Here is a 7,501-nt window from a genome sequence, read left to right as displayed (position 1 = left end):
CGGGGCGGGCCGTGGGGGGCGCTCTACGTTTGTTACCTCCGGTGGTTTAAGGATTTCATCCTTAAAAATCCTTGTATTTGGGGAGGGGGGAGTTTGTCTGGTGTGTCGTTTTGGTGTGGGCAATGTGATTGGGCGGAGGGTGTATGCGGGCGATTCGGGGCTATGTCTTTGGGGCTGGATTGCTCAATGGTGAGGTGTTGACCTTTCATCAGTGTGTGTGAGGGGGAAATGGAGGGTGATTTGTTTTCGCTTCACCCTTCTTGCTTTTTTGGGGGGGGGCACCTGCGGCATTGTGGTTTGCGAAGGGGTATTCGTTCAGCCCTGACGCACAGTGACTGGTGACGTTTATTTGGGGCGGTTGGTCGTTGTTTCCTTTTTTTGGTCCACTTTTGCCGTCTGCACTCGGCGTGGGGATGTGTCTTCTTGCGTATTCTTCGCCTCGGGCAACGTGGGATGGTTCTTCTTGAGGTTTATGCGTCCTCGCGCGGGTTCCTTTGTTCACTCTCCTGCCATATGTGCACCGCCCTTCTGGCGTCCAAAAAAAGCCCCGCATTGACCAGTGGTCAATGCGGGGCGTGTGGTGCGGTATTGGCGCGGTGGTGTTTAGGACGGTGTGAAGCTCTTGAGGCCATTCCACGCGACGAGCTTCGCCTGTTTGTCGCCCGCGAGCATGGCGTTTGGTCCGGGGAGGACGTAGACGTTCATGCCGTTCTTTTGGCGGATGCCGGGTGTGAAGTCCTGCCCCGGGAACAGCGCCTGAAAGGCGCGTTCGCCAAAGCAGAAAACGGTCTGCGCCTCGGCCTCTCGCACGCCGCGCCAGAAGCTGCCGGGATGCGGCAGCAAAAAACCGCGGTGCTGCGCAGAGACGGGCCAGAAGGTGATGGACCCCGCAGGCCAGTGCAGGTTTTTGATGATGGCTGCAAAGAGCTTGCGGCGCTCGGCGCTCGGATTCTCCCCAAAGTCGTCGCCAAGGTCCCAATAGGTCCACACCGTGCGGCTGGGCGTGTGCAGTTTGGGGCGGAATTCCTCCCACGGAAACTGCGGGCCTGCCGGAGGCGGCGCGGATTTCTTGGGCGCAGAGGGCTGGGCGGTCTGCTGGCGCGGGTTGACCTTTTGCGGGCGCTGCGGTGGGCGGCGCTTTGGCGCGGCGGGTGTTTCATGTGAAACATGTGCGCCCTGCTTTGGCGCAGGGGCAGGAGCCGCTGCCGCACGTGCGGCGCGGGCTTCCTCAGCGGCTTTGGCCGCAGGGAAGTCTGCTTTGAAGACCAGCCGCAGGCCGGCCTCGTGCCACGAGCGAAGCCCCTCGCGGATGTTTAGAGCGCGAGCATCCAATCCCAAATCCTCCATGCAACGTCGGCCTTGGACATCGGGTCCCATGCCTCGGTGGCGCCTGTCACGTCGTGGATGACCACGGCGTTGGTGGGCGTGCCGAAACCGGAGTCCGGACGCGAAACGTCATTGCCGACAATCATATCCAGATTCTTTCTGGTGAGTTTGCCGGCGGCGTTGGCCTCAAGGTCGGACGCCTCGGCCGCAAAGCCGATAAGGCGCTGGCCGTCCTTCTTGTTCTGACCAAGGGTGTACAGGATGTCTGGGTTCTGCTCAAAGGCGACCTCCAGACCTGCACTCCCCTCCTTTTTGAATTTGCCAGTTCCGTAGGGAACGGGGCGGTAGTCGGCCACCGCTGCGCTGAGGCAGGCGATGTCTGCCGCAGGCCAGTGGGCTGTGGTGGCGTCAAACATTTCGCGGGCGGTGCCCACGTCAATGCGGGTGATGCCTTCCGGCAGCCAGACGTTAGTCGGGCCGCACACGGCGGTGACGTTCGCCCCGCGAAGCCACGCCGCAACGGCGATGGCCGCGCCCATGGTCCCGGACGAAGGGTTGCTCCAAAAGCGCACGGCGTCGAAGTATTCCCGCGTGGGGCCAAGGGTGATGAGGATGTTCTTCCCAGCCAAGTCCTGCGGGCTGAGGGCGCGCAGAATGGTCAGGGAGATGCTGTCCACATCGGGGAAACGGCCCTTGCCGTCCTCGCCGCAGGCCATTTCGCCGCAGGTGGGCTCGATGCAGATAACGCCGCGATCTTTCAGCTTCTGCCAGTTTTCGCGCGTTGCCGCAGCGTTCCACATACGCGGGTTCATGGCCGGGGCCAGAACCATGGGGCCGTTGAAGGCCAGCGCCTGACACGACAGCATGTCGTCCGCGATGCCGTGGGCGATTTTGGCAAGGATGTTTGCCGTGGCCGGAGCAACGGCAAACACGTGGGCGTCCTGCCCCGGCTCAAGGTGGCCGAAGATGCTGGACTCCGTGTTGTCCATGCTGGTGTACACCGGCGCCGCCCCAAGAGCCTCAAAGGACAGGGGGGTAATAAAGCGCTGGGCGCCTGTTGTCAGCGTGGCGCTGGTGTGGACGCCGGTTTTGGCAAGGGCCCGCATAAGCTCAAGGGACTTGACCACGGCAACACTGCCGCTCACGCCAAGATGCAGGCGCTTGCCCCGAAAACCGGTGAACGCTGTGTGTGGGTACATGATGCGGTATCCCTTACTGGGCCAGGTTTTCCTCAACGGGAGCGGGGATGCTCTGCGTGGGCACGTCGCCGGAGGACTGGCGCGGGGCAATCATAATCTCGACAACGGTGTCGAAGGTGCCGTCCAGAATATTGATGATGCAGTCACGGTCCGGCTTTTCGAAGACCATAATGGTGCGGTTGTACTTCATCTTGCTGCGCAGGTGCCAGTTGTCCTTGGTCATGTTGCGCTCAAAGAAGTTGGCAAGGTCCACGGCGTTAACGCGGCCAGCGTAGGTGACGATACCGGTCTTGAAGTTCGGCGTCTCAAAGACGAAGGACTTTTTGTTGTCCAGCTCCAAGTCATTGGGAATAAGGATATCGTCAAACTCCTGATACGAACTCACGGCCTTGGGGGCAACGTGGCGGTTCGGCTCGGGAGAGGCGTCGGAACGGTTTTGCAGTGCCGACTGGCAGGAGCACAGGGACAGCAAGGAAACCATTGCCAGGATCAGGAGAATCGGTCTATGCATGTTGCCTCCAGAGTCACGGTGATTGCGTGTACAGTTGATAGTGTGGCAAGCCACGTTTCAGCCAGTCGTACACCCTAATCGACTCGAAGCCAAACATCAATCAGGACGGGGCCTCCCGGTGCGTAACCGGTCCGGTTCTCCCGCTTTTTTTAAGCGGGGGCACCCCTCTCGTATGCCCTGCCCGCAAATGCGGTGGGACCGTCCCCCCGCCGGGATGCAGATTGCCATGAGTGATATACCCGTAGAATACCAACTTTCGTCCTATACCTTCGAACTGCCCGAGGACCAAATCGCGCAGGAGCCAGCCGCCAACCGCGATGCGTCAAAGCTCCTCGTGCTCGACAAGGCCACCGGCCAGACCGAGATAGACACCTTTGCCTCCATTGTAGACCGTTTGCCCGAGAACACCCTTCTCGTCGCCAACAATTCCAAGGTGCTCCCCGCCCGTGTGTTTGGGCACAAGGAGACCGGCGGCAAGGTGGAGTTTCTGCTGCTTACCCCCCTCCCCCTCGTGCTCGGGCGCGTGCAGGACGCCGGAGACGGCTGGTCCACCGCTGAGGTTGACGGGCTGCTGCGCGCCTCCAAGGGCCCAAAAGTCGGCCAGACCATTACCATCAGCGATGATTTCCGTCTTGATGTGCTGGACCGGCGCGAGTTCGGCCAGAGCACGGTACGCCTTCTTTGGCGCGGCGATTTGGCCCAACTCTTCATCGCCAACGGCCACTACCCCCTGCCCCCCTACATCCGCCGCCCCGACACCCCCGAGGACGCCAAGCGCTACCAGACCGTCTACGCCGAGGACGCCAAGCTCGGCTCCGTGGCTGCGCCGACGGCGGGCCTGCACTTTACGCCGGAGGTGCGCGAGCGCCTTGCCCAGCGCGGCATTGAATGGGCGGAGGTCACGCTCTACGTGGGCTACGGCACATTCAGCCCCGTGCGGTGCGAGGATATTCGCGAGCACTCCATGCATGGCGAATACATTGAAGTCAGCGAGGATACCGCCCGCGCTGTGCGCGAGGCCAAGGCGTCCGGACGTCCCGTGGTGTGCGTCGGCACCACCAGCGTGCGGTCCCTTGAGGGCGCTTTTGCGGCCACGGGCGGCATACAGCCCTACACCGGATGGACGAATATTTATTTGTATCCGGGGCGGAAATTCAATGTCGTTGACCGGATGCTGACGAATTTCCATTTGCCAGAGTCCTCGCTCCTTATTATGGTTTCTGCGCTCGCTGGAAGGGATTCCGTGCTCGCAGCGTACGCAACCGCGCTCGAGAACAAGTTTCGTTTCTTCTCTTACGGCGACGCAATGCTCATACTCTAGCCAGCCGCGCCCCGCGCATTGACCTGCTCTCGGACGGCTGGCTGATTGACTCTTGAATCAGCAAGGAGCTGCGTATGTCGAGAATCGAGATTCGGGAGGAGCGGTGTAAGGGCTGTTTGCTCTGTACCACCGTCTGCCCGAAGGAGATCATTCAGCAGTCCGACAGGTTCAATGCCCAGGGCTACAAAGTGGTCGAGGTTCCTCAGGGGAAAATGGAGGAATGCATCGGCTGTATGTCTTGCGCAAAAATCTGCCCGGACTTCTGCTTCACCGTCTACAAGACCCCAAAGGCCAAGGAGGCGTAGACGATGGCCAAACAATCTCCGGAAAAACGCTTCGTCAAAGGCAATGAGGCCATCGCCCGCGGCGCCCTCGCCGCCGGGTGCAAGTGCTTCTTCGGCTACCCCATCACCCCGCAGAATGAGATTCCAGAATTCCTCTCCAAGGCGCTCCCCGACGCCGGAGGCGAATTTGTGCAGGCAGAGAGCGAAGTCGCCGCAGCAAACATGCTGCTGGGCGCCGCCGCGTGCGGCGTACGCGCCATGACGTCGTCCTCCAGCCCCGGCATGTCTCTGAAGCAGGAAGCCATTTCCTACATGGCCGGAAGCCAGCTGCCCGCCGTCCTCGTCAACATGAACAGAGGCGGTCCGGGCCTTGGCGACATTGGCCCAAGTCAGGGCGACTACTACCAGTCCACCCGCGGCGGCGGACACGGCGACTACCGCCTGCTCGTCCTCGCCCCCGCAACCTGTCAGGAAGGCTATGACCTCATCATCGAGGCCTTCACCCTCGCCTTCCGCTACAAGAACCCTGTGATGATTCTTGGCGACGCCATCCTCGGCCAGATGAAGGAGCCTGTCTCCTGCTGGCAGCCAGAGGACGTGGACGACAACGCAGGCCCGTGGCAGCTGGATGGCGCCGCTGGCCGCGACCCAAGGCTCATCAAGTCCCTCTTCCTCGAAGAAGGCGCCCTCGCCGCGCACAACACCGTTTTGCAGAACAAGTACGAGGCCATGAAGGCGGAAATCCGCTACGAGGCCTTTGAGTGCGATGATGCGGACCTTGTTGTCGTGGCCTATGGCTCCATCGGACGCATCGTCAAAAGCACTGTGCGCGCCCTGCGCGCCAAGGGGCACAAGGTTGGCCTGTTTAGGCCCATCACGCTCTCTCCCTTCCCCACCGAAGCGCTGGAGCAGCTGGCCGCAAACGGCAAGCGGTTCCTGACCATCGAGCACAACCTTGGGCAGATGGTCGACGATGTGCGGCTGGCCGTGCGGCGGCATGCGGATTCTGACTTCCATGCCCAGATGCCCGGCACCCTGCCCAACCCCGATGACTTCGAAGCCCCCATTCTTGAGCGGCTGGGAGGGAAATAAGCATGCCTCAGACACAGGAAAAACTCGTGTTCAAGCCGTCGGAGGTTCTCGTTGACCGTCCGACGCATTATTGCCCCGGATGTCAGCATGGCACGGTGCACCGCATCGTGGCCGAGTGCCTTGAAGAGATGGGACTTGCCGAAAAGACCGTCTGCATCGGCTCCATCGGCTGTTCGGTGTTTATCTACAATTACCTCACGGTAGACGCCGTCGAGGCCCCCCACGGCCGCGCCCCCGCCGTTGCCACCGGTGCCAAGCGCGCCCGCGAAGACGCCTTTGTCTTTGCCTATCAGGGCGACGGCGACTTGGCGTCCATCGGCCTTGCCGAGATTATGCACGCCGCCAACCGCGGCGAACGCATCTCCATCATCTTCGTGAACAACACCGTCTACGGCATGACCGGCGGACAGATGGCCCCCACCACCATGATTGGTCAGGCCACCACCACCTGCCCCGGCGGACGCTGTGAAGATAAAGAAGGCCTGCCCATCAAAATGGCGGAAATCATCGCCGGGCTGGGCGGCACCGCCTATTCCGCACGCGTGGCCGTCAACACCGTGGGCAACATCGCCAAGGCCAAAAAAGCCGTCCGCCGCGCCTTCGAGGCGCAGGAAAATGGCGAAGGCTTCGGCTTTGTGGAGTTCCTCGCCACCTGCCCCACCAACTGGAAGATGTCCCCCGTCGCTGCCAACGAACGCATCGCGTCGGAATTGATCCCCTACTTCCCGCTCGGCGTGTTCACTGACCGCGCCGCGGGTGAGGAATAAGGAGCCGCTATGCTGTATCAGGATGTCATCATGGCGGGGTTCGGCGGACAGGGCGTGATGCTCATTGGCAATCTGCTGGCCTACGCCGGTATGGGCCAAGGCTTTAACGTTACCTATATTCCGGTCTATGGCCCGGAAATGCGTGGCGGTACCGCCAACTGCACCGTCGTTGTGTCCAGTGAGGAAATCGGCTCGCCCATCATCCGCACCCCCAAGAGCCTTATCATCATGAATAGACCCTCGCTGGATAAGTTCCAGCCGCGGATGCAGGACGGTGGCGTGCAGATCATCAACTCGTCCCTCGTGGACGAGTCTCTTGTCGAGACCGAGCGCGTGCGCTCCATCATGGTCCCCTGCAATGATATCGCCGACTCCATCGGCAATACGCGCATGGCCAACATGGTCGCCCTCGGCGCCTACGTGCAGGCCACAGGCGTCATGCCCGTCAGCGCCGTGCAGGACGCACTGCCAAGCGTCATCTCCAAACGCTACGAAAAACTCATCCCCAAAAACGCCGAAGCCCTGCAAGCAGGAGCCGACGTTGCCGCCAAGGCGCTGCACTAGCGCCAAAGGTGGACATGAGAAGAATACGGGAGGGCGTGGTTGCGCCCTCCCCTTTTTTTGTGAAGAGGTTTTTTGCCTCCGGCGGCTTTAGCTCTTAGGCCGTTCGGCCTGAAAGGACGTAGGGCCTTAGAGATAAAGATAGCAGAGCTGCTCAAGGGTGTGACACCCTTGAGAATCCCCAGGATTTTCGGGGCGGAAGCCGCCCCGAAAATAGGGGTGGGCGGGCGGGATCTTCTGCCTTTTGCTTTCGTCTTTCAAACAGCCAGGCAGGGATTCTCACCGCCCATCACACCGCGCCAACGCACCCCAAAAAATATCTTCCAATCCACACGGACGGGAGCCGTCAGGGGTGACGACAGTTCCATATAAAGCCGCCCGGTCTGTGCGCACGCAGGATTGTTAAGCAATCGTATTGGCAATCAAGCGTTAAGTGCAGG

General features: G+C 61.0%; 8 protein-coding genes. 5 read left to right on the top strand and 3 right to left on the bottom strand.

Annotated features, from left to right (window positions below; genetic code table 11):
• Nucleotides 1–603: 603 nt before the first annotated feature.
• The 3 genes from ACY69P_RS11860 to ACY69P_RS11850 are packed head-to-tail and all read right to left on the bottom strand — an operon-like array spanning nucleotide 604 to nucleotide 3,036.
• Nucleotides 604–1,332, bottom strand: a complete 729-nt coding sequence (locus tag ACY69P_RS11860) for a hypothetical protein (RefSeq protein WP_462327620.1) — start codon at nucleotides 1,330–1,332, stop codon at nucleotides 604–606.
• Nucleotides 1,314–2,525 (bottom strand): bifunctional phosphopantothenoylcysteine decarboxylase/phosphopantothenate--cysteine ligase CoaBC, encoded by a 1,212-nt coding sequence (coaBC, locus tag ACY69P_RS11855; protein WP_462327619.1) that lies wholly within the window; start codon nucleotides 2,523–2,525, stop codon nucleotides 1,314–1,316. Before coaBC ends, ACY69P_RS11860 begins: the two co-directional genes overlap by 19 nt.
• 13 nt (nucleotides 2,526–2,538) lie before the next feature.
• Nucleotides 2,539–3,036 carry a hypothetical protein gene (locus ACY69P_RS11850; protein WP_459900142.1) on the bottom strand — a complete coding sequence of 166 codons (498 nt, stop codon included), beginning with the start codon at nucleotides 3,034–3,036 and terminating at the stop codon, nucleotides 2,539–2,541.
• 226 nt (nucleotides 3,037–3,262) lie between these two features.
• Here ACY69P_RS11850 and queA point away from each other — a divergent pair, with 226 nt between their 5' ends.
• The 5 genes from queA (at nucleotide 3,263) to ACY69P_RS11825 (ending at nucleotide 7,064) form a co-directional block, all read left to right on the top strand.
• Nucleotides 3,263–4,357 (top strand): tRNA preQ1(34) S-adenosylmethionine ribosyltransferase-isomerase QueA, encoded by a 1,095-nt coding sequence (queA, locus tag ACY69P_RS11845; protein WP_462327618.1) that lies wholly within the window; start codon nucleotides 3,263–3,265, stop codon nucleotides 4,355–4,357.
• Between the two features lie 74 nt (nucleotides 4,358–4,431).
• Nucleotides 4,432–4,662 carry a 4Fe-4S binding protein gene (locus ACY69P_RS11840; protein ID WP_404844066.1) on the top strand — a complete coding sequence of 77 codons (231 nt, stop codon included), beginning with the start codon at nucleotides 4,432–4,434 and terminating at the stop codon, nucleotides 4,660–4,662.
• 3 nt (nucleotides 4,663–4,665) lie between these two features.
• A complete protein-coding gene (locus ACY69P_RS11835) occupies nucleotides 4,666–5,733 on the top strand; it encodes a 3-methyl-2-oxobutanoate dehydrogenase subunit VorB (RefSeq protein ID WP_462327617.1) in 1,068 nt (355 codons plus the stop codon).
• A gap of 2 nt (nucleotides 5,734–5,735) precedes the next feature.
• Nucleotides 5,736–6,500, top strand: a complete 765-nt coding sequence (locus ACY69P_RS11830; protein ID WP_404844068.1) for a thiamine pyrophosphate-dependent enzyme — start codon at nucleotides 5,736–5,738, stop codon at nucleotides 6,498–6,500.
• Between the two features lie 9 nt (nucleotides 6,501–6,509).
• Nucleotides 6,510–7,064 (top strand): 2-oxoacid:acceptor oxidoreductase family protein, encoded by a 555-nt coding sequence (locus tag ACY69P_RS11825; protein ID WP_462327616.1) that lies wholly within the window; start codon nucleotides 6,510–6,512, stop codon nucleotides 7,062–7,064.
• Nucleotides 7,065–7,501 lie beyond the last annotated feature (437 nt).

Source organism: Desulfobaculum sp. (assembly GCF_054921475.1).
The sequence above is the reverse complement of the archived record's forward strand: the minus strand, read 5'-3'. Positions and strand labels throughout refer to the sequence as shown.

What these genes read in the sequence shown, in the direction of transcription:
- ACY69P_RS11830 (WP_404844068.1), top strand. Translation starts at nt 5,736, where the DNA reads ATGCCTCAGACACAGGAAAAACTCGTGTTCAAGCCGTCGGAGGTTCTC.
- ACY69P_RS11840 (WP_404844066.1), top strand. Translation starts at nt 4,432, where the DNA reads ATGTCGAGAATCGAGATTCGGGAGGAGCGGTGTAAGGGCTGTTTGCTC.
- ACY69P_RS11850 (WP_459900142.1), bottom strand. Translation starts at nt 3,036, where the DNA reads ATGCATAGACCGATTCTCCTGATCCTGGCAATGGTTTCCTTGCTGTCC.
- ACY69P_RS11835 (WP_462327617.1), top strand. Translation starts at nt 4,666, where the DNA reads ATGGCCAAACAATCTCCGGAAAAACGCTTCGTCAAAGGCAATGAGGCC.
- queA (WP_462327618.1), top strand. Translation starts at nt 3,263, where the DNA reads ATGAGTGATATACCCGTAGAATACCAACTTTCGTCCTATACCTTCGAA.
- coaBC (WP_462327619.1), bottom strand. Translation starts at nt 2,525, where the DNA reads ATGTACCCACACACAGCGTTCACCGGTTTTCGGGGCAAGCGCCTGCAT.
- ACY69P_RS11825 (WP_462327616.1), top strand. Translation starts at nt 6,510, where the DNA reads ATGCTGTATCAGGATGTCATCATGGCGGGGTTCGGCGGACAGGGCGTG.